Origin of the sequence: Parabacteroides sp. ASF519 (genome assembly GCF_000364265.2) — a bacterium.
Classification (GTDB): domain Bacteria; phylum Bacteroidota; class Bacteroidia; order Bacteroidales; family Tannerellaceae; genus Parabacteroides; species Parabacteroides goldsteinii.
This window is the reverse complement of the sequence record NZ_AQFV02000006.1, coordinates 3,841,742-3,863,736: the sequence shown is the minus strand read 5'-3', so window position 1 is coordinate 3,863,736 and position 21,995 is coordinate 3,841,742. Positions and strand designations below refer to the sequence as shown.

The following is a 21,995-nucleotide window of genomic DNA, read 5'->3' as shown; positions in this document are numbered from 1 at the left end:
TAAAAAACGGAGAGACTTATTTATCAAGCCTCTCCGTTTTCTATTAATGAATATATCCTTTTATTTTTTCGATATTTCAATCACCCAGCTAGCTAATTGCCTACCGGAAAATACCGGAATACCGACTTTCATCAGATATTCACCGGAATACGTCTTTCCGTTACATTTTAATATAGATTTGGTATCCGGAAGCAAATTGATCTCTTTTATCTCATACTGAGCTTCCGGATCCAACCCTTGCAAACGTACAGGTTGTAACGTTTCCGCATATCGGGGATGGATATCGAAAGCGAAAAGAACAGCCTTATCCGTCGCTTCATTCACATACATCACAGCAGAATGATTTCCTTCGTAAGGAGACACCAGACGATACAGGTCGCCATCCAAAATAGCGCTACCCAAACGATTGAAATTCTTCACCGCCCCTTTGCAATATTCCTGTTCTGCCGGAGTCATATCATGAATACGGATATCAAAACCCAATTTACCCATCATCGCAACATCCGTACGGAATTTCACGCTTGCATTCTTATTCCAGCTTGTCACATGGGCAGCCATTGTCTTGGAAGGGAAGAAATGAGAATACCCCCACTGGATGAAGATACGTTCTATCGGATCCGTATTATCGCTTGGCCAAAACTCGGTGAAGTATTTCAACGCTTCATAATCAGAACGTCCGCCGCCACCGGAGCAAAGCATCATCGGCAGGTTCGGATATTTGGCTTTTACACGTTCCAAAACATTATACAATCCTTTTACATGTTCAATATATAAATGAGACTGCTGATCTTTCAGATAAGGAGAATAAATATTGGTAATCGGACTGTTGCAATCCCATTTAAAATAAGCGATACCCGGATATTTCGTCATCAGATTGTCTACAATTCCAAATACATAATCCTGAACTTTCGGATTACTAAGGTCCAATACCATTTGATTTCTGAAGTAATATTCATCTCTGTTCGGCAGATGAATTACCCAATCCTTATGTTTTTCATAGAGTTCGCTTTTAGGATTCACCATCTCCGGCTCAATCCATAATCCGAACTTTATACCTTTGTCGGTTGCCTCTTTCACCAGTTTACCGATGCCGTTCGGCAACTTCGTCACTGTTTCATCCCAGTCACCCAAGCCCTGACGGTCACTGCTACGGGGATATTTATTGGCAAACCATCCGTCGTCCAACAGGAACATATCAACTCCCAGCGATTTGGCTTCGTCCATAATATCGACCAGCTTGTCTTCATCAAAATCGAAATAAGTGGCTTCCCAGTTATTCAGCAAAGTCATACGCGGTTTATCGCCGTCTTTTACCTGATATTTACGGGCCCATTTATGGAAGTCGCGGCTTGCTTTTCCTTTCCCTTCCGCACTGAAAGTAAAGATAAACTCAGGAGTCCGGAATATATCCTGTGGCTTCAACGAATATTCTGAAGCATAGTTGTTTATGCCGGAAAGGATACGCAAATTATTCAAATTATCCATCTCAAAAGTAAAACGGAAATTCCCCGTCCAACCAATGGTTCCGAAAAGGACTTCTCCTTCATTTTCCTTTGATTCCTCATTCAGTGCAAGCAAAAAGAAAGGCGAATTGAACATATTGGCACGGCTTCCCAATTTGGTATCCAATACTTTTTTACCAAATGAAAGCTGTTGTTCCGTCATGTTGACTTCATGTGCCCAGTCTCCGGCAAATTCTGTCAGAAAATATTTACCAGCATTCAAATGAAGCAAAGAAGAAGCATAATTATAAAGCACAACCGGCTTCTTCTCCTGATGAGATATCTCGGTATATGTTTTGATTATATTTTCTTCGGCATAAGCAATAAAATGAAGATCAACCGTTACGGGATAAACGTCGTCTTTCAGTTTAATAACGGTTTCCGTAACACCCGGTTGCAAATCGCTGGTTTTATAAGATACATACTTCAGCAACAGGGAAGGATTGCCGTCATTGTGCAATATCCGGATAGCCGGTTCGAAATAATCTTCCATACCATGTGTGATATAAGCCTCGCCAAGCATAGGCAACTGGTCGATATCACTATCAAAACGGAGTTTTTGCCCTACATATGATTGATACAAACGCCCGTTATTACCTACTTTATAAATCAGACTGATATTGTCTGTTGTAATAGGAATAATTGTTTTATCGTTGGCTTTCAACGATATAGATATAACAATCAGGCAGATTAAAAGAAATAATTTGTTTTTCATTTCATTATTTTACTTGGTTTACAATACGTATTTACTCTACTTGAAAATTGAAAACAACTATCATACTATCATAATTTTCCTGCATCTTACTGTTTACTAAAGGTTTACACAGCTAAAAAACATCCTTCAACTATCATAAAACTATCATTATACTATCATACAACTGTCATGCTTTTCAGGATATAACCAGTGAGATCAATAGTGTAGTCAGTTATCCGATGATACTTGTATTTTTCATGAAACCTACTGTCTTTTTTGACAAAGGTAAGTATTAAAACAAATTGACACCCGGGTGTCAGGTACTTTGAGACCCGGATGTCGACTATGGTTACACCCGGGTGTATCTATCGGTAACACCCGGATTGGATAAATAATAAGTCCCTTTTCTTGTCAAATAAAACAAGGAAGTCTTTCTATTTAATCAATAGGTTTATACATCCAAAGCCCCTATAAGCTCTTTGGCAGATTTGAATCCATGTCTGTCCAGGTATTCATTCATGCCATCGATCACTTTTACAGAGACAGTCGGATCTATAAAATTATAGGTTCCAATCTGTATGGCAGTAGCTCCGGCCAACATAAACTCGACGGCATCTTTCCAGTTGGAAATACCTCCCAAACCGATGATAGGAATCTTAACTGCTTTGTAAGTTTGCCATACCATACGCAGGGCAACCGGCTTTACACAAGGACCGGAAAGGCCACCGGTTATTGTAGATAATATAGGTTTACGTTTCTCTGCGTCAATGGCCATGCCAAGCATGGTATTGATAAGTGAAACAGAGTCGGCACCTTCGGCTTCGACCGCTTTGGCTATCTCGGTAATGTCGGTTACATTAGGAGAAAGTTTTACAATAAGGGTCTTGGGATAAACCTTACGGACAGCCTTCACAACCTCGGCAGCACCACAGGTTGTAACCCCGAAAGCCATACCACCTTGCTTCACATTCGGGCAGGAAATATTAAGTTCGATAGCCGGAATTTTATCCAGTTCAGCTATTTTTTCTGCACATTCCACGTATGTTTCCACCGACGAACCGCTCACATTTACGATCATATGCGTATCGATATCCTTAATAGCAGGATAGATATGATCGACGAAATATTGTGCTCCTTTATTTTGCAGGCCTACCGCATTTAACATTCCGGAAGGAGTTTCCGCCATGCGGGGATACAGATTTCCTTCACGTGGTTGGATGGTTGTTCCTTTTACAAAAATACCACCCAGTCTTGAAATATCCATAAAGTCTGAATATTCGACTCCGTATCCAAATGTACCCGAAGCAGTCATTACCGGGTTTTTTAACTGCAAATTTCCTATGTTTACATTTAATTCAGCCATCTCAATTTCTCTATATTAAATACGGGACCTTCAGTACAAACACATACATGACCTTCTTGGGTATTTTCCACACAGCATAGGCAAGCACCTATACCACAAGCCATTGTATTTTCCAATGAGACTTCGCATGTGATCGATTCAGCGGCGGCATATTTGGCAACAGCTACCATCATCGGCTTCGGTCCACATGTGTAAATCCGGTCAAAATGAACATTTTTCAATACGGAATGATTTGTTACATAGCCTTTTTCACCCAAAGTGCCGTCTTCGGTAGTTATGTGAACAGTTCCTATCTTCGCAAACTCATCCAACTGCAACACATCATCCTTTGAACGGGCTCCCAACAGAAATACCGGTTCAAAACCGGCGTTCTTCAAGGCTGATCCCAGGCATAACATCGGAGCAGTACCGACACCACCGCCAATAAGCAGTAATTTCTGATTTTTATCTTCACTGGCAGGAATTGTAAAACTGTTACCCAATGGCAACATGATATTTACAATATCTCCGGGACGGTATTCCGCCATACAACGTGTACCATCGCCAACCAATTGGATAAGCAACCACAATTCGTTGGTTGTTCTATCTACAAAGTTGATTGAAATAGGCCGGCGAAGAAATGTTGTAGGAGAGTTATCCACGAGCACCTGAACGAACTGGCCGGGAAGCATTTCCGGCAAAGTGTCGTCGCAGGTTAACTTTAGCAGGCAATAATTTTTATGAAGGCGGTTGTTTTCAGTTACCTTCATATCTAACATGTACTTCTTCATATAATATGATTACTCAATTTCTATACAAAGATACATGAATAAGATGTATATAACAATGTTGGGTTAGTCTTTCTTGTTTTTTTCGGGGGTAAAAGTCTCAAACGTATTATCTGAATAGAATATCATTATTTTGCTCACATTTCTGGAAGGCTTATCCTGGCATACAATCTGTTCAATAACAGGCTGTTTAGTAGTGTTTACAGGTGTTTCAACCCTAATTTCCTTGCGATATTCGGGAGAATCTTGTACGTTGGACGGAATTATCGTCGTATTTGTAAACAAATTGGGCTCAGTTAACACATGTTCACGCATCATAGTGCCTTTACCAAATAAAAGCCAGTCGGAGTCTACGTATGTAAACCGTTCCAATATTTTAATTAGTACATCCAGGCTCGGATTATTTCTGCCGGATATAATATGCGACATAGCCGAACGTTGGATACCGATTGCTTCGGCAAATTTAGAAGGAGTCAATCCTTCGTGTTCCATTACTGCTAAAATACGTTCTTTCATTACCAAAATACGATTTATTGACCAAAAATCACTGCCAATCTGTCTGTTTACATGAATATAGTATAGAATTATATACTGATACAAATATAAATCATTATTTCCAATTGTGCAATTTATTTTTATAATCATATACGGATATATTTGTAACGCACAGTATAATAATATAACGCATACTTTTGTAAACCCCTATAACAAGCCTCTAAAAGAGATTAAAGTAGCATTGATGATTTTATTAAATAAAAACCTGTTGTATAGGTGATTAAAGATTATTATTTTAGCTAAAATGACTTCTATTTCACATTTATATACGAGAATATTGCCATAAATTAATGTAAACGATTAATTTAATTAGATAACAGGCTGGGTTTTGATATTTTATCATACATATTTGCAATAACAGTATTTAAACCTATTTTTATTGATTTATATTAGTAATGTATATTGGTTACATTTGTATTTGCACCACTATAAATACATAAGTAACGCACTTGTTTTATTTACGTAAACATATCTGATCCGACACAAATGTTACAGCAGACATATTTGTTATTATTGTAAATAAGCAATACACTGTTGAAAAATGTTTCTGACAATTTGTCCTATCCTATGTGAATAATTCAGGAAGAAAGTGGATACTTTTGTATCCTTCACTCTAAAACTTGATTTTTTCGTGATATTTGTGAACAATTATACGGGAAGAAAGAAATATTGAATTCTCAGAGGGGTAAAATGTAAACTAAGCTATTGAAAAACAAAATAAAGAAGGTCATTTTGAAGGTTCATAAATCCGAGCATTCCAGAGAAATAACGATAAAAAACAAAAACTGCATGTGCACTAATTCAAATTTTTAGTGACACATACAGTTTTTCTATTGTTAAGTACATTTTATGCTAATGAAGAATTTTATATAATAATTCCTTGAGCAGATCAGCATCAGATGCGGAAGAATTATCTACCCCTTTCGATCTGGCATCGGTAGTCCGGATATCACTTATCAGATTAAAAACTTTCATAGCCGGATAATTTCTCAATCCGGTCATATAATCTTTTACCTGAAAAGTTCCTCTTAATCCTAAAGCTGTCATCAATCCGGTTTCCGATCTGTCTTTCGTATAATAACAAATCAACAGGTTGGAGAAATAATTAAAAATTACAGGAAGGGTCATCTGTATAGGATTACTCTTGGGGTTCTTTTCAAAGTACTGGGCAATCCGGTTTGCTTTTAAAACATCCTTTACAGCAAGTGCTTTTATTAACTCAAAGTTATTGTATTCTTTACTGATTCCTATATTCTGTTCTATCAGTTCCGGAGTGACGCGTTTTGGAGCCTTTTCAGGCAAGATCAATACCAGCTTGTCCAATTCCTTACTTAGACGGCTTAAATCGTTTCCAAGGAAGTCTGAGAGCATTTGAGCGGCCTTCTGATCGATTCCTATGGAACGTTGCTGCATAAATGAGACGATAAACCCCGGCATTTTATAATCCGGAATCTTTTTCGATTCGAATAGAATCCCGTTCTTTTCGGTTGCAGCGGCCAATGTTTTCCGCCTGTCCAGATTCTTATACTTATAGTTAACAACCAGCACAGTCGACTTAAGCGGATTTTTCACATAGTTGGTCAGCAATTCTATATCACGGACCAACTGGGCTTCCCGCACAACCACCAACTGATATTCCGACATCATCGGAAACCGGCGGGCTGCATTTATAATCATAGCCGCATCCGTATCCGCCCCATACATAATCATCTGATTAAAGTCGCGCTCGGATTCGGCAAGCACATTTTCAATAAGCAGGTCTGTTATCCGGTCCATAAAGAAAGGTTCTTCACCCATTAATATATAAACGGGCTGGAACTTCTTGGCCACGATATCCCGGCATATTTCTTCAAACGTATTTTCTTTTTTTGCCATAATAAAGACTTAATTATTACCAACTAAAACGGATGTGGCGTACCGTTTTCTTCTCATCTATGATCTGATGGAGTGCTTCAATACCCAATTTCACATGTTCCGGAGCAAAGCTACGGGTAACGATACGGTCGCTGGCTTCTGTTTTCACACCGTCTTCCTCCATCGGCTTATCCGAGATCATCAGTAAAGCACCGGTCGGAATCTTGTTTGCAAAGCCGGCAGTGAGTAATGTGGCGGTCTCCATATCTATGCCGGTCGCATGTGTCCGCTTCAAATAATCTTTGAATGCCGTATCATATTCCCAGACACGCCGGTTGGTTGTATAAATCGTCCCGGTCCAGTAATCTTTTCCCTGGTCGCGGACAGCAGAAGAGATGGCACGCAACATGGAAAAAGCGGGAAGCGAAGGTACCTCCGGCGGCAGATATTCATTGGAAGTTCCTTCTCCACGGATCGCTGCAATCGGAAGAACATAGTCTCCCAGATTATTAGCTGTTTTCAATCCTCCGCATTTTCCCAGAAACAGCACAGCCTTGGGGGTTACAGCCGATAAAAGATCCATGATCGTTGCAGCATTTGCACTTCCCATCCCGAAATTAATGATAGTAATACCTTCGGCCGAAGCATTCGGCATCGAGCTTTTCAGTCCGAGTATAGGAACATTAAAATTCTCGGCAAATAGTTCTACGTATTTGGTAAAGTTCGTGAGTAGTATATACTTATCAAAATCTTCCAGCTTACGTTCCGTATAACGAGGTAGCCAATTTTCAACGATTTCTTGTTTTGTTTTCATAAATCATTACCTTTGAGGGTATAATTATTGTGTATAATATAAACGACAAATATAATAAATGCTGTCATTAAACTTACCAACATTCGCTGCGAAAGTAAAGGAAAAAGACGGGAAGCACACTATATTCGATCCCGTACGCCGCAAATATGTTGCACTGACTCCTGAAGAATGGGTCCGCCAACACTTTGTAAATTATCTGATTACGCATAAAGGATATCCCAAAGAACTATTAGCAAATGAAGTTCCATTAAAATTAAATGGAACATCCAAACGATGCGATTCAGTCGCATACAACCGCTTTTTAGCCCCTTTAATGATCGTTGAGTACAAAGCCCCCTCCATTGAGATAACGAGTGCTGTATTCGATCAGATAGTACGTTACAACATGGTGCTGCATGTACGTTACCTCGCAGTCAGCAACGGCATCAGCCATTTCTGCTGTAAAATAGACTACGAAAATTTCACTTATTCTTTTTTGGAAGGTATCCCTGAATATAAAGAGCTGGAATGAGAAAAACAGATAAGAAGAGACAATAGCTTTATTCTTATTTACCTGAAAACAGACAGATAAACAAGTATTACATTTTTTACACAAAGCATCTCCCCTTATCCTTCAACGTATGGTTGCCGGACAAGGGTTCGTCAGCCCAACCAGTGACTGTAATTCCTTATCAAAAATTTAGTTTGAAATATATGAGGTGTAACGCAGACCTTATATTCAGTTGTTCCTTCCTGTTCCTCCGCAAAAACAGAATCAGAAGCAACCGGAATTAATCGGGTCGCATTATCAGTTTGAAAAAACTGGCTTATTTCACCTGTGACAACAGGCAAACACAAAAAAGCCAACACTCCCAAGAGCATTGTCATCCAAAAGTCAGAAGTATATATAGTAATAAACTGGTATAGCATTTCCGTATGTTAACAATTATACGGAACAAACATAGCAATATTTATTTAATAAACAAACATTTACAGAATAAATATTGCTATTAGGAGTATTTTTTATAAAACAGAAGCGGTTCTGTTATGATAGATAGCGATAGAATCGATTCTCGGCGTATCCGCTTTATGGATATACACTGAATTATCAATCCCATGGATCGGCTGGCTGATTTCTTCTTTTTCATTGAAAAGAAGAGAGTAACCCAGTATGACTGCAAAAAAAGATAAAATCAACGGCTTCATAATCTTGCTCAATTTTTATGTCTCTATTAGCTAAGATGTAATAAGAACGAAAAATGCTGCATGATATTACATAGGAAAGTACATTTTATTCGTTTTTCTATAGAAAATTTGTTGAAATTCAGGTTTCAGAACTATATAATAAATTGGGTATATGTATTTTATATGGCTTTTTAATAAATAGAACAGAAAAGAAAAAAGGGAAGAAAACTTTAATTTTCCTCCCTTTCCGTTATGTAGATCTATAATCGACCTTTCAATTATGCACCGAAGTCATCGAAATGTAACATTTCACGAGGTACACCCAGATTGTCAAGCATATTTTCTACTGCTTTCGACATCGGGCCCGGACCACACATGTAGTATTCGATATCTTCCGGAGCTTCGTGATCCTTCAGATAAGTATCGTAAATTACCTGATGAACGAAACCGGCTGTATATTTTACTCCGGCTGCATCAGCAGCTGGATCAGGACGGTCAAGCGCCAGGTGGAATGTGAAATTCGGGAATTCCTTTTCTATTTCCAGGAAGTCCTCCAGATAGAATACTTCGTTCAAAGCACGTGCACCATAGAAATAAGACATCTTGCGATCTGTAGTCTTCAGTGTCTTAGTCATGTGCATAATCTGAGCACGCAACGGAGCCATACCGGCACCACCGCCGACCCACATCATTTCTCTCTTAGAGTCGAAGATCGGATGGAAATCACCGTAAGGACCGCTCATTGTTACCTTGTCACCCGGTTTCAGGGTAAAGATATAAGAAGAAGCGATACCCGGCATTACATCCTGGAATCCAGGACCCTGTTCTCTCGGTTTGAAAGGAGGAGTAGCGATACGTACAGTCAACATGATACGGTCGCCTTCAGCAGGATAGTTAGCCATTGAATAAGCACGGATAGTCGGTTCAGTGTTCTGGCACTTCAAGCCGAACAAACCGAAGTTCTTCCATGCTGGCAGGTAACCTTCACCGATCAGATCTTTATCGATATCCTTGTCATAATCCATCGTATATGCAGGGATCTTGATCTGGGCATAAGAACCCGGAACGAAATCCATGTGTTCACCCTTAGGCAATGCCACGATAAACTCCTTGATAAAAGTAGCCACGTTCTTGTTGCTGATCACTTCGCATTCCCATTCTTTTACACCGAATACTTCATCAGGAACTTTGATTTTGATATCTTCTTTTATTTTCGTCTGACATCCCAGTCTCCAATGATCCTTGATCTGCTTACGGGAAAAGAAACCAACTTCCGTAGGAAGAATGTTTCCGCCACCTTCCGGCACCTGGCAACGACACTGCCCGCAGCTACCGCTACCACCACAAGCAGATGACAGGAAAATACCTTCGCTCTGAAGTGTATTCAATACGGTTCCCCCGATAGGAACGTCGTATTCCTTCTCTCCGTTAACAACCATCCTCACATTGCCCGATGGTATTAATTTTGCTTTCGCAAATAAAAGCGCACCTACAAGGATCAGTGTAATCACCAGGAATACAACCGCTCCCACTGCAATGGTAAGTCCGCCCGACATTAATATAATCATCTTTATTTTTGTTTAATGCGTTAATACTTAGATCTTAAGTCCGGAAAAGCACATAAATGCCATACCCATCAGACCGGTAATGATAAAGGTGATACCCAGCCCTTTCAAAGGCTTTGGAATATCTGAATAAGCTAATTTTTCGCGGATTGCAGCCATACCAACGATAGCCAGCATCCAACCGATACCAGAACCTAAACCGTATACAGTAGCAACTCCCACATTAGGAAATGCTCTTTGTTGCATAAACAGAGATCCACCCAGGATAGCACAGTTTACAGCGATCAGCGGCAAAAAGATACCCAGAGAAGCATACAGGGCCGGAGCAAACTTTTCTACAACCATTTCAACCAACTGCGTAAATGAAGCGATGATGGCAATGAAAATGATCAGTGAAAGGAAACTCAGGTTCACACCTGCATATTCAGCGCCCAACCAGCTCATGGCGCCTTCTTTCAAAATATAATTTTCGAGCATATAGTTAATCGGTAACGTACATACCAGGATGAACGTTACAGCCATACCCAATCCTAAAGCAGTCTTTACGTTCTTGGAAACAGCCAGGAAAGAACACATACCCAGATAGTATGCGAAAATCATGTTGTCTACGAAGATCGAGCGGACAAACGTGCTTAAATATTCTTCCATTCTATTATTCGTTTAATAGTTTGCATTAATTTTCTTGAAGTTCTTTGTTCTTTGAACGGTGAACCCATATAATCACGGCAATTACGATCAAAGCCATCGGAGGCAGAATCATCAAACCGTTGTTTACATAGCCGAAGTCGTAGAATGCCTGCGGAATCACCTGGAATCCAAGTAATGTACCTGAACCCAGCAATTCACGGAAGAAACCTACGATCACCAGAATCAAACCATATCCAAGACCATTACCGATACCGTCCAGGAAAGACTCCCACGGACCGTTACCCAGGGCGAATGCTTCCAGACGTCCCATCAGGATACAGTTAGTAATAATCAGACCAACGAACACAGAAAGCTGTTTGTTCACATCATAGGCAAACGCTTTCAAGACTTCACTTACGATAGTTACCAGCGCAGCAACAACAACCAACTGTACGATAATACGGATACGGTTAGGAATTGTATTACGCAGTAACGAAATAATCACGTTGGCAAAAGCCACAACAGCCGTCACGGAAATACCCATAACAATAGACGGCTCAAGTTTAGATGTTACAGCCAGTGCAGAACAAATACCCAACATCTGAACGATAACAGGGTTGTTTTTGCTCAACGGGCCTAACAGTACTTCTTTATTTTTACTTGACATTAATCCCATCTTTTACTGATTTTGCGAGGTTAAAAACTTAACATAACCACTCAGGCTATTAAATAACATATGGTCAACCCCCTGACTAGTGATCGTACCACCTGAAATACCGTCCACATAATCCTGTCCGGCAACGCTTTTACCCGGCTTAACTACAGCTATGGATTTGAAAGATCCGTCCATAAACAGCTTCTTACCTTTAAACTCGTTACTAAATGCAGGTTTTGCGATCTCAGCACCCAAACCTGGAGTTTCCCCCTGATGGCTGAAGTCTGCACCAAAAACAGTATTCTTATCCGAATCTACAGAAATATACCCCCATAACGGACCCCAAAGACCCGCTCCGGACAAAGCCATGATATATTTTGTTTCACCATTAACATTTGCCACATATACTGGGTGTTGATCGGCTGTTGCAGTAAAAGCATCCCCTTCAACTTTCTCTCCGTTTTCATTAACAAGGAAAGCTTCCTTGATCAATTCTCCATATTTCGCTTTAGCCTCATTGGCCGGAACCGAAACATTGATAGAACGCAAGATCTGCTGTCTCTTATCATTATCTTCATTTTCTTTCTGGAAACTTCTCAGTGACTGTGAAGTGAAAGCCAACACAACCGCTACCAGAAGAACCATTACAGATGCATATATTATAGTATATGCATTACTATCTCTGTTCATACCACCTTTCTTTTCTGGTTTGATCTCTTCAAAATCTGAAGAAGGGGCTGCACATAAAGGGCATACATCCGGAGCTTTGTCTCCTTCGTGGATATAACCGCAAACTTTACATTTATATTTTTTAGTTGCCATACTCCTTCTTATTTATTCAGTTTTACACGATTGATTCTTCTGTTAATGTTTGCTTCAACTACATAATAGTCAATCAGCGGAGCAAATACGTTCATCAACAGGATAGCAAGCATCATACCTTCAGGATAACCCGGGTTCAACGCACGGATAATGATAGCCATAGCACCTACAAGGAAACCATAGATATATTTACCTGTTTCAGTACGAGCAGATGTTACAGGGTCTGTAGCCATAAATACGGCACCGAAGGCAAAACCACCTAAGAACAAATGATCCAGAGGAGATACACACATAGCAACCGTTGTTCCGATCATATTGAAGATAGCGGCCATAAACGCACCACCTACAAATACGGAAACCATTGTCTTCCAGCTGGCAATACCAGTGTACAGCAATATCACAGCACCGATCAGGATAGCCAGTACGGAAGTTTCACCAATAGAACCCGGAATCAATCCCAGGAACATATCCCAGGTTGAAATCGGCTGACCTAATACGTCAACTGCCTGGAACGAACCGATCATTTCTTTACCGGCGATAGCAACCTGTCCCAGCGGTGTTGCACCAGAGAAACCGTCAACTACCTGTCCGGCACCCATACCGAATGTATCGGCAGTGCGAACGAATACCTGGTCGCCAGACATGGCAGCCGGATATGCAAAGAACAGGAAGGCACGGGTAACCAATGCAACGTTAAACACGTTGTAACCTGTACCACCAAATACTTCCTTGGCAAAAACAACTGCAAAAGCCGTAGCCACAGCAATCATCCACAGCGGAGTATCGATGGGAACAATCATCGGAATCAATATACCGGAAACCAGGAAACCTTCCTGAATTTCTTCTTTTTTCACCTGGGCAACAGCAAACTCGATACCCAGACCAACTACATACGAAACAATAATCTTAGGCAGTACGGCCAGAAAACCGAAGATGAAGGTCATCAAAAATCCCGGATCAGCACCAACAGCCAGATTGTGTTGATAACCGACGTTGTACATACCAAAAAGCAAAGCAGGCAACAAAGCGATAATAACCACAGTCATAGTACGCTTAGAATCGATATAGTCGTGAATATGCACGCCTGATTTCGAAGTGGTGCTCGGAACAAATAAGAATGTTTCAACACCTTCGAATACAGAACGGAACATCGCCAGCTTTCCGCCTTCCTCAAAGTTAGGCTTAATCTTGTCGAGGTAATTCCTTAACGCTTTCAATGTATTCTAATTTTTTATGTTATTAATTCATTTCCTTGTATAACAGATCCAATCCCTGACGTACGATCTTCTGGATCTCAATCTTGGATGTGTCAACAAATTCACAAAGTGCAAAATCTTCCGGAGCAACTTCATAAATACCCAGATTTTCCATTTTATCAATATCGAAAGCGATAATAGCTTTCAACAGGTATTCAGGATAAATGCTCATCGGGAACACTTTTTCATATTCATTCGACATGATCATGGCACGTTTGCCACCCTTGATACGGGCATCAATTACATACTCTTTGCTTTTAGGAGCCAGCCATGTAAAGAAAGAGTGACTTACACTGTATTTTCCAAACCCGGGAGTTGCCCAACCAAAGAAGTCGTAAGTTTTGTCTCCTTCCGGAATCACAGTGATCTGGTTATCATAAGCACCCAGATAATCGTCCTTACGAACTTTAGTACCGGTCAGCACGTTACCGCTGATAATACGGAGGTCTTCCTTGCCTTCCAGGATCTTTCCTGAAACAAGACTGTTGATCGTACAACCGGAAATAGTCTTGATATAACCTCTTTCTGTTGTTTCAGAACCGGTTAATACGACTAAACGGCTGAAATCAGCCACGCCTTTATTGAACAGGCGACCGATAACGATCACATCTGCCGGGTTTACTACCCAAACAACTTCCGACTTGTTGACAGGCTTGATATGATTGATCTGCACACCTACGTTTCCAGCAGGATGCGGACCTTCAAACTCAACTGTTTCAACTCCTTTCACGTTCACGGTAGAACCATTTCTGACACCGACATACACTTTACCTTTGGTAAGTTTTGCCAATGCATCCAACCCGGTCTGGAAATCAGCTTCCTGTCCTTTCAGGATGAAATCGAAATTCGGGGCCAACGGTGCAGAATAGAAAGCCGACACAAAAATGTCGCGCGGTTCATCTGACGGCGTAGCTACGATATCGTACGGACGCTGTTTGATAAAAGGCCACATACCACCATTGAGCAGGGCTTCTTTTACCTCTTCACTCTTCAGTGAAGACACATTTTTCTTGCCGAAATCTTCATATTCGATCTGCGTATCCGGCTTAACAACGATGCTAAGCACTTTACGCTTCTCTTCTCGGTTTACGGCAGTTACTTCGCCACTCACGGGCGAAACAAACTTGATCTCCGGGCGGTTCTTATCGATCATCAATACAGAACCGGCTTTGACTTTTTCTCCTACTTTGGCAACAACTTTGGGGGTAATACCGTTATAATAGTCGGGAACGATAGCATAGCTATCACTTTTCCCGGCGTTTAGCAGTACTTCCGAAGCTTTACCCTTCAGATTAATGTCTAAACCCTTTTTAATCTTAATCACATTTGCCATGATACAACTAAAATTGTTTATATGTAATTTTCCCGCAAAAGTACATAAATTTTTATGCTTTAAAGCAGGATTAAAGAAATAATTAGAGAAATAATTCCATAATTTTGTACCGTCAAAGAAAGATATATGAAAATGAGAGTGTATTGTTTACTATTTTTGTTGTTTTGTGCCGCTACAATGCAGGCCAATGCTCAGCAAACGTACTTTACCGACGTTAACAGCAAGCTGATAAAAACCCTTCAGGTGAAGGTGGCCGGAGAGTTTATTTCCGAGCCTTATATCGAACTAAACGGAGATCAACAGATCCAGATCAACTTCGATGCGTTGGAACAGGGAGGCGTGCGCTATTCCTATTCTATCATTCATTGTGATGCCAACTGGCAGAGGTCCATCCTCTCTCCCATTCAATATATGAGTGGTTTTCAAGGATTAACGATAGATGACTTCGCCAATTCCATTAACACCACAACGCAGTACACAAACTACAACCTGCTGCTTCCGAATGAAGACATCCAGTTCAAAGTTTCGGGAAATTATGCCGTGCAGATCTACAACGAAGACATCCCCGACCAGATAGTCCTTACCGCTTGTTTTTCGGTTGTGGAACCGATGGTCGGCATTTCGGCCTCCGTTAGCGGAAATACGGATATCGATACGAACCAGACTCACCAACAGGTAAGTTTCACGGTCAATAACAAAAACTTCCCGATACCTTATCCGCAAACAGACCTGAAAATACATGTCTATCAGGATAACCGACGCGATAATGCCGTATCAGGGCTTCAACCGACGACTATTCTTGAAAATCAGATTGGTTACACAAACAATCGCAGTCTGATCTTCTCTGCCGGAAACGAATACCGCCGCATGGAATTTTTGAGCACGAAATATAACGGGATGCACATAGAAAGCATTTCGTACCACAATCCTTATTATAATGTAGAACTGATGACCGATCATAAGCGCAGCGACCAGACCTATCAGTACGATCAGGACCAGGACGGCCGTTTCTTTATCCGTTGCAGCAGTTGTGACGACCCGGATACGGAAGCAGATTACTGTATCGTGCATTTCGCTTTGGCTTGCGATCCGTTCCTTGACGGAAATGTCTATCTGAACGGCGAACTGTTCCACAATGTCCTCGATGAAAAGAGTAAAATGGGATATAACTTTGAAACCCACCAGTACGAAAAAGCAGTACTCCTGAAACAAGGAAGTTATAATTATCAATACCTATTCGTACCCAACGGCAGCACAGTCGGAGAAACCGGCCCGATAGAAGGCAATTATTACCAGGCGGAAAACGAATACACCATTTACGTCTATTACCGTCCGATGGGAACGCAATATGACCGTTTAATCGGAGTCACAAGTGTTAAAAACGCAATGCAGGTATTTTAAAACCTGCATTGCATGTAGAAATTTAAAATAAAACAAATGGCCGTACCCCAAAAAATGGGGACAGCCATTCGTAATTAATATTCCGCCAAATCATTACTTGTTAAAACCATCAATAACAAGCTTCCAAGTTTTAGTTGTATTCCCATCGGCAGCAATCACTTCATATTGCATATCGCTTTTTGAAAAATCTCCTATCTTGCCCAACATGGGAGTATCTCCAATGGGAGTAATAGTAGCAGCTGTAGAAATAGTGCAATATGCATTTAAATTACTCAACGTAACCTGATTTCGTATCTCCTGAGTAAATGTTCCATTCACGGCAGGTACTGTGATATTACAGGTAACAGTTGTATTCTCAACATTAATGTCTATATCTGCATCCATTTTCTGTACCCTTAGTTTTTCACTGTCACCTTCTTTGACCATCCAGCGATATTCGAAAGTAAACGCCTTGATGTCAGCATCTTCATAACTAGGCAAATCTTCCAAACCCGATTCCAGGCATGAAAAGAATGACATGCAGACAAAAAACAGCAATATACATTTTAAATATTTCATTTTCATACTTTTTTAGTTGTTCATTCTATTATAACATTACCATCCGGGGTTCTGATCGTCAGCCAGATTCGGATTCTCATTACGTTCGCTTCTTGGAACCGGGAGCAGATAGCGGCGTTTAGTAAACACACGTGCATTAGCAGCTTCTACAGCTTGTACCGTTCCGATTGAAAAAGTACGACCATCTTCTGATATCGTTATAGCGGTAGGAGTCGTATTCAGTTCAGGAATAACATTTAATCCCTCTTCCTTACCCCAACGTAATAACGACCAATAACGGTCATTCTCCTGTACCAATTCAGCCCGGCGTTCTATTTTGTAGTATTTCCAGACATCTTCCAGACTGGTAGTTGCAGTCAGTCCCGGTAATCCTCCGTGAACATCCCTGGTCTTATTGATATACTCAATAGCAGAACTTTTATCCCCCAACCGAAGCATCGCTTCTGCATAATTCAAATATGAGCGGCCTAAACGAAGAACGACATAATGATAGTTGGTCGGATCAGAGTACCACAGCCATTTATCTTCATAAACTCCCTTACGATAAACATATCCGCTCTTGGTCACATGACGTGCCTGTTCCTTATTAGATAAGTAATGAATATTGCCTTTCAGGCGGGTAGTCACAAGCGAAGTGAAAAAACGACAGGAATCGTACACGATAGTTGCTGCAAAACGTTTGTCGCGATATCCGTAAATAGCATCATTCACCCATAATTTCCCCTGTTTGAAATCTTCGGTATAATACGAAGCCTCATTCCACGGTTTGGCCACTCCGTCTTTATCTATTACCAGAAAAGCATCAGTCACTTCCTGTGAAGGAGCTCTGTCCATCCATCCTTCGAAATTTTTATCCAGAGGCCATTTTTCCCATACGCCGTCAATCGCTTTGTCCATGTTCATATTGGGAACAAGTTCTTGCATCCAAGTATTTTGGAAACTTGTATTTTCAGAAATATTATATACGCCGAGTATTATTTCGCTCGAATTCGTTCCGACCGAATAATCATTGAACAACCCCTTAAAGTCCGGGTCCAGCGAATATTTATTCAGACCGAACAAGCTTTCACTGGCCGTTTTAGCCTGTGTATAATAATCTCTCTTTTCATTAGTATCATCCAGATAGGCTGCACCTTGCAGGCAAACTTCAGCTTTAAGCGCATAAGCAGCCCCCTTACTGATACGTCCGGATGCCACATCGACAGGAAGGCGTTCGATCGCTTCATCCAGATCTTTCAGGATGAAATCATACGTTTCTTTAATCGTCTTAGTTCTCGACAACTCCATATCGTCATCAGGAGTCAACACCTTGTCCACAATCATTAATCTTCCGAATTTGCGCGCTTGGGAAAAATAGACCGAAGCACGGAGAAAATGACCTTCTCCCATCAACAGATCCCGCTCCGGCTGTGTGAAGCCTGTTGCAGCAGCTACTTTTTCAAGAATAATGTTACAACGGCGGATGTCTCCGTATTTATTCCAACCATAATCATTATCTTCAGTGATCTGTTCACGGATCAGAGCGTCGGCTTTTTCCGCATTAACGATGGTATTGTCATTCCAGTCGTCGTTTCCGACCAGAAAATCTTTGATAATATAATACGTACCGTTAACAAACAGTTGTGCCGATGCCGGTTTGCTCCAAACAGCATCCTCCGGAAACTTATCCAAAGGGGTGTTGTCCAAATAGTCATGGCAAGATGTCATACTCATCAACGCCATAACACTTATAAATAATTTGCCCAATTTATTTCGTTTCATTTTTCTGTTATTTTAGAATCCGACATTTAATACAATAGAATACGTCTTTTGTGTCGGGTATGCATACCCGTTATTCGCATTTAGTTCCGGGTCATAGAAATCTTTCACATCCGAAATCGTAAAGATGTTTGTTCCCAAGACAGACAGACGCAAAGAGGAAAACAGCTTATTATCCTTCAATAGAAGTTTTTTGAAATCATATCCTACCTGCAGACTCTTCAAACGGAAATAGGATGCATTATGATACCAGAAATCCGAACCGACCCCATAGTTGTTATCTCCGTTCAGACCAGTCATAGTAGACATACGCGGAAACATTGCATCCGTATTATCAGGACGCCAGTAATCCAACTGAAATTTATATGTTAATGCCTCAGTATGTGTTCCTCTCATGAATTCATCAAGCGCCCGGTAACGTTCTCCGGTACCCTGGAATAACCCGTTGACAAAGAACCCCTTGTAATCCAAACTGAAATCGATACCATAACTTACAGACGGGAAAGTTGGTTTACCGATACGAACCTGGTCTTCTCCGTCAATTTTACCGTCACCATTAATATCCTGATAAGCGATATCACCCGGTTTCAACTCGTTGGAGGCTTCTCGCCGCGGACTATCCAATATCTGTTGCCCGCTTTGGTATAAACCATCGTTTCGATAAGCTGTTCCGTAAAAATTCTTTGTGTGGGTAACACGCTTTTTAGGATTCATCAAACTGGATAACGATTCATCCTCCTTTTTCTCCCATAATTCATTGTAACCGGTCACATTGAAACCTATTTCATAATGAAATTCTTGAACAGCATCTTTCCAACGGAAATTCATTTCAAATCCGGCACGACGATGCACACTCTCTGATTTCACCTGCGGCAAATCCTTTCCCAGAGGTGTAGTATATCTGTTCTGCGGAGAAATCAAATACCCTTTAGTTCGATAGTAAAAATAATCGAATGATGCCGACAAACGGTTTTGTAAGGTTGTCAGGTCGACCCCGATATCCCATACATCTTTAGTATACCAACTCAAATCATTCGAAACCAAAGGTCCTTCCGAGAAACTGGAAACGAATTTGCCATCGATAACATACCCCTTAGAGTTAAAGCTGTAAGCCGGGACATATCTGAAGCGCATATTCCGGTAATTATCACCGGATAAATCCTCCAGACCTTCCAGACCGACCTGTCCGAAAGAAGCTCTGATCTTAAAGAAGTTTAGAATGTTTCTTTCATTCAGTTCTTTCATAAAACCTTCTTCCGAAACCACCCATGCCAAAGCGGCAGAAGGGAAAAATCCGAAACGAGACCCTTTGGCAAAGTTATCGGAGCCGTCTATGCGGAAGTTTCCTTCAAACAGATATCTGCCTGCATAATCATATTTTACACGCCCCACATAACCGACACGGGCACTTTTCTCTGCAAAACCTGAATTTTGCTGTGTAGAAGCATCTCCTGCAAATAACTGGTCGAAGTCGGAAGAGATAAAACCTTCACGATATACCCAGAAATTTTCATCGAATGTCTGCTGGAACGTATAAACACCTTGTACTTCAAAATTATGTTTGCCGAATGTTTTCCCGTATTGTACATTTACATCGAACGAGTTACGCCATCCCCATGAATTAGACATCCTGAGTGAACGGAAATCTTTGGGAACCATCGAGCCGTCACTGGTATATTGAGGAGCATTGGCGTTAAATGATTTCGAATTAGAATCTGCGATACGGAAATTACCTGTGAAACCGGCTTTCAAACCTTTTACAAACGGTACAGCCCAATTGGCATACACCTGGACATTTGCATATTTATCGTCATTATTATTGTAGCCTGAGCGTTTATCAAGATAAGCCAGCGGATGCAATGATAAAGCACTAAATGTCCCATCCGGATTATAAGCGTCGATAGTTGGTTTGGCAGCATTGATATCACGCCAAACGGCATAAGCGCCTTTAATAGTCGGATGCTTTCTTTCCCATGCACCGTCAATATTCAAACCGACTTCCAATCCTATCGGATCGAATGTTGTTGAAACATTACTGCGGAGATTATAACGTGTATATTTATCATTATGACCTTCCTTGAATAAAGATCCCTGATCTAAAATGCCCAGTGCCGTATAGTAATTAACTCCGTTTTTAATACCGGAGAAAGAAAGGGCATGACGTTGCTGGATGGCATTATTCCTCAGTGCAAGTTTCTGCCAATCGGTATCCGGCAGAGTCGCAATAACATCAGCAGGATATACCGGGGCTATCCCATCATAGGCTGCGGCCTGGTTGGCGGCGCCTGTATATTCCGCCGTATTCACTCTGTCCGGCAAAACAGTAGGCGAACTGAAATCGAGTCCTCCCGTATATTCTATTTTAGTCTGACCTTCTTTTCCCCTCTTGGTCTGTACCATAATGATACCATTACCGGCACGGGCACCATATACCGCCGTTGCACTGGCATCCTTCAAAATACTGATTTTTTCAATATCAGAAGAGTTCAAGCTATTGAAATCCTGTGCTTCGCGAACTACTCCATCGATAACATACAAAGGAGTACCACCACCACGAATAGAAATAGTTGGAGTAGATCCCGGTTCCGCGCCACCTTGCTGAACGATAACACCCGGCGTACGTCCCTGTAATGCAGAGGCCGTGTTACTAAAAGGCAATTGATCGATTTTGTCTGTCTTCATGGAGGTGACTGCGCCTACCATTTTACGGGTAGAAGTCGTTCCGTAACCGACGACAATGACTTCATCCAAAGCCTGTGAGTCTTCTTTCATCTTTAGTTTAACAGGCGCATTTCCTACAGTAATAATCTGGGGTTTATACCCGATGTAAGAAATTTCCAATTGGCTGCCAACAGGAGCTTCCAATGTAAATTTACCTTCAAAATCAGTAATAGTACCGACCGTTGAATCTTTAATTTTTACATTCACTCCGATAAGAGGTTCACCCGTATCGTCTGTAATAACACCTGTCACGGTATTTCCCTTCTGTTGGGTGATCGTTACTGCCGCATCATTACCGGTATCAGCCATAACGAAATGCGGTGACATACATAATAGTAAGGTACCGATACCTCCTATTTTCAGATAATTCATTTCGTGAGGTTTTATCAAGCCTCGAAATAGGTTAATTCTGTTTGTCATACTTTTAATTATTCGGTTAAACAATCGATAAAAACATTTCTCTCTGGTAAAAATAAGATTACATTTACTCTTAATTTTCGCTTCTTTTTCATGATTTGTCTTGTTTACTAGCGTTATTAACTACATATTGCAACTCTCTGTGATGATTAATGAACTTTATGTATAA

General features: G+C 40.9%; 18 protein-coding genes. 2 read left to right on the top strand and 16 right to left on the bottom strand.

Translation table 11 applies throughout. The features are described from left to right. Window positions 1-60: 60 nt before the first annotated feature. The 6 genes from C825_RS15160 to C825_RS15135 form a co-directional block, all read right to left on the bottom strand. On the bottom strand, window positions 61-2,217 hold the full coding sequence (locus C825_RS15160) for an alpha-galactosidase (RefSeq protein WP_010803087.1): 2,157 nt from the start codon (window positions 2,215-2,217) through the stop codon (window positions 61-63). Window positions 2,218-2,647: 430 nt separating this feature from the next. Further along, entirely contained in the window at window positions 2,648-3,559 is a 912-nt protein-coding gene (locus C825_RS15155; protein WP_007656831.1) for a dihydroorotate dehydrogenase, read from the bottom strand. Next, complete coding sequence (locus tag C825_RS15150; RefSeq protein ID WP_010803086.1) at window positions 3,547-4,329, bottom strand: dihydroorotate dehydrogenase electron transfer subunit; 783 nt, start codon at window positions 4,327-4,329, stop codon at window positions 3,547-3,549. Before C825_RS15150 ends, C825_RS15155 begins: the two co-directional genes overlap by 13 nt. A 63-nt stretch (window positions 4,330-4,392) precedes the next feature. Next, window positions 4,393-4,842 (bottom strand): helix-turn-helix domain-containing protein, encoded by a 450-nt coding sequence (locus C825_RS15145; protein WP_007656833.1) that lies wholly within the window; start codon window positions 4,840-4,842, stop codon window positions 4,393-4,395. An 891-nt stretch (window positions 4,843-5,733) separates the two neighbouring features. Then, window positions 5,734-6,756 carry a DNA polymerase III subunit delta gene (holA, locus tag C825_RS15140; RefSeq protein WP_007656834.1) on the bottom strand — a complete coding sequence of 341 codons (1,023 nt, stop codon included), beginning with the start codon at window positions 6,754-6,756 and terminating at the stop codon, window positions 5,734-5,736. A 16-nt stretch (window positions 6,757-6,772) separates the two neighbouring features. After that, a complete protein-coding gene (locus C825_RS15135; protein WP_007656836.1) occupies window positions 6,773-7,549 on the bottom strand; it encodes an AMP nucleosidase in 777 nt (258 codons plus the stop codon). 58 nt (window positions 7,550-7,607) lie between these two features. Here C825_RS15135 and C825_RS15130 point away from each other — a divergent pair, with 58 nt between their 5' ends. Beyond that, entirely contained in the window at window positions 7,608-8,060 is a 453-nt protein-coding gene (locus C825_RS15130) for a type I restriction enzyme HsdR N-terminal domain-containing protein (protein ID WP_010803084.1), read from the top strand. 491 nt (window positions 8,061-8,551) lie between these two features. Here the strand turns inward: C825_RS15130 and C825_RS15125 are convergent, their stop codons facing one another. The 7 genes from C825_RS15125 to C825_RS15095 form a co-directional block, all read right to left on the bottom strand. Beyond that, window positions 8,552-8,734: a hypothetical protein gene (locus C825_RS15125; protein WP_007656839.1), complete on the bottom strand. Its 183-nt coding sequence runs from the start codon at window positions 8,732-8,734 to the stop codon at window positions 8,552-8,554. 257 nt (window positions 8,735-8,991) lie between these two features. Further along, complete coding sequence (gene nqrF / locus C825_RS15120; RefSeq protein WP_007656840.1) at window positions 8,992-10,281, bottom strand: NADH:ubiquinone reductase (Na(+)-transporting) subunit F; 1,290 nt, start codon at window positions 10,279-10,281, stop codon at window positions 8,992-8,994. Between the two features lie 27 nt (window positions 10,282-10,308). After that, window positions 10,309-10,926: an NADH:ubiquinone reductase (Na(+)-transporting) subunit E gene (gene nqrE, locus C825_RS15115; protein ID WP_007656841.1), complete on the bottom strand. Its 618-nt coding sequence runs from the start codon at window positions 10,924-10,926 to the stop codon at window positions 10,309-10,311. Between the two features lie 25 nt (window positions 10,927-10,951). Beyond that, window positions 10,952-11,581 carry an NADH:ubiquinone reductase (Na(+)-transporting) subunit D gene (locus tag C825_RS15110; protein ID WP_044214429.1) on the bottom strand — a complete coding sequence of 210 codons (630 nt, stop codon included), beginning with the start codon at window positions 11,579-11,581 and terminating at the stop codon, window positions 10,952-10,954. 3 nt (window positions 11,582-11,584) lie between these two features. Next, the gene (gene nqrC / locus C825_RS15105; protein ID WP_010803082.1) at window positions 11,585-12,382 is read right to left on the bottom strand and encodes an NADH:ubiquinone reductase (Na(+)-transporting) subunit C; all 798 of its coding nucleotides are present in this window, start codon (window positions 12,380-12,382) and stop codon (window positions 11,585-11,587) included. 8 nt (window positions 12,383-12,390) lie between these two features. Further along, window positions 12,391-13,599 carry an NADH:ubiquinone reductase (Na(+)-transporting) subunit B gene (locus tag C825_RS15100; RefSeq protein WP_007656844.1) on the bottom strand — a complete coding sequence of 403 codons (1,209 nt, stop codon included), beginning with the start codon at window positions 13,597-13,599 and terminating at the stop codon, window positions 12,391-12,393. A gap of 22 nt (window positions 13,600-13,621) precedes the next feature. Further along, window positions 13,622-14,971, bottom strand: a complete 1,350-nt coding sequence (locus C825_RS15095; RefSeq protein WP_010803081.1) for a Na(+)-translocating NADH-quinone reductase subunit A — start codon at window positions 14,969-14,971, stop codon at window positions 13,622-13,624. 132 nt (window positions 14,972-15,103) lie between these two features. Here C825_RS15095 and C825_RS15090 point away from each other — a divergent pair, with 132 nt between their 5' ends. Next, the gene (locus tag C825_RS15090; RefSeq protein WP_010803080.1) at window positions 15,104-16,372 is read left to right on the top strand and encodes a type IX secretion system plug protein; all 1,269 of its coding nucleotides are present in this window, start codon (window positions 15,104-15,106) and stop codon (window positions 16,370-16,372) included. 93 nt (window positions 16,373-16,465) lie between these two features. On the opposite strand, the gene C825_RS15085 is transcribed toward C825_RS15090, so the two are convergent. Genes C825_RS15085 through C825_RS15075 form a run of 3 tightly spaced genes read right to left on the bottom strand, consistent with a single transcriptional unit; the run spans window position 16,466 to window position 21,781 of the window. After that, a complete protein-coding gene (locus C825_RS15085; RefSeq protein ID WP_044214427.1) occupies window positions 16,466-16,936 on the bottom strand; it encodes a DUF5018-related domain-containing protein in 471 nt (156 codons plus the stop codon). A 30-nt stretch (window positions 16,937-16,966) separates the two neighbouring features. Further along, a complete protein-coding gene (locus tag C825_RS15080; protein ID WP_010803078.1) occupies window positions 16,967-18,691 on the bottom strand; it encodes a RagB/SusD family nutrient uptake outer membrane protein in 1,725 nt (574 codons plus the stop codon). A gap of 12 nt (window positions 18,692-18,703) precedes the next feature. Beyond that, a complete protein-coding gene (locus C825_RS15075; RefSeq protein ID WP_228100028.1) occupies window positions 18,704-21,781 on the bottom strand; it encodes a SusC/RagA family TonB-linked outer membrane protein in 3,078 nt (1,025 codons plus the stop codon). Window positions 21,782-21,995 lie beyond the last annotated feature (214 nt).